The organism is Streptococcus sp. Marseille-Q8145, from assembly GCF_965112035.1.
In genome coordinates, this window is the sequence record NZ_CBCOPQ010000029.1 from 1 (window position 1) to 801 (window position 801).

At 50.3% G+C, this 801-nt stretch carries 1 protein-coding gene and 1 pseudogene; both read right to left on the bottom strand.

The features are described from left to right. A pseudogene (locus tag ACWPVL_RS11770) lies at nt 1-140 on the bottom strand (glutamine ABC transporter substrate-binding protein); the annotation flags it as partial. A 133-nt stretch (nt 141-273) separates the two neighbouring features. Next, on the bottom strand, nt 274-801 hold a 528-nt coding region (locus ACWPVL_RS11775), incomplete at its 5' end, for an amino acid ABC transporter ATP-binding protein (RefSeq protein ID WP_454389196.1).

The following is an 801-nucleotide window of genomic DNA, read 5'->3' on the forward strand; positions in this document are numbered from 1 at the left end:
CTTTTGCCACAGCTGCTTAACGGTATCATCAATAGTAACAACACCAGTGGCAGGAGCATGCGTTTCCACATTTTTGCCATTTTAATGTCCCTCCTCGTGAGCGCCAGCCAGCGTGGGTAGAAGCCGGATTGTGTGGTCATTGCGACCAAGGTTCTTACACACAGGTTTCTGGTCGGGAGCCAACGCGTTATCGTAGCGCGAGTCCTCCCGGCGGAAATGTCCCGCCAGCAAACGCCTCATAACTGGAATCAATCCTCAACTGTTCTTGTCACACTAATGATTGATAATCTTACTGATAAACTCTTTGGCGCGAGGTTCTTGCGGATCGTCGAAGAACTGGTTGACATCGGTTGAATCGACTAGAATCTTGCCATCGTCCATAAAGACAATCCGATTGCCAACATGGCGGGCAAATCCCATTTCGTGCGTCACCACGACCATCATCATTCCGGTTTTGGCAAGATCCTGCATGACCTTCAAAACTTCACCAACCATTTCCGGATCCAATGCACTCGTTGGTTCGTCAAAAAGCATCACATCAGGGTGCATCGCCAGCGCGCGGGCAATCGCCACCCGCTGTTGTTCCACACCAGAAAGCTGAGCTGGGCAGTTATTCATTCTTTTGCCCAACCCGACGTCCACCAATGTCTTTTGCGGATCTAATGCGTCCGGCGCAATTTCGCTGGCTAGTTCTACATTTTCCAGTGCGGTTATGTTCGGTACCAGGTTGTAGAATTGGGAGACAAACCCAACCTGCTCGCGCCGAAATGTTGTCAACTGCCGCGCATCATATTGAGATTT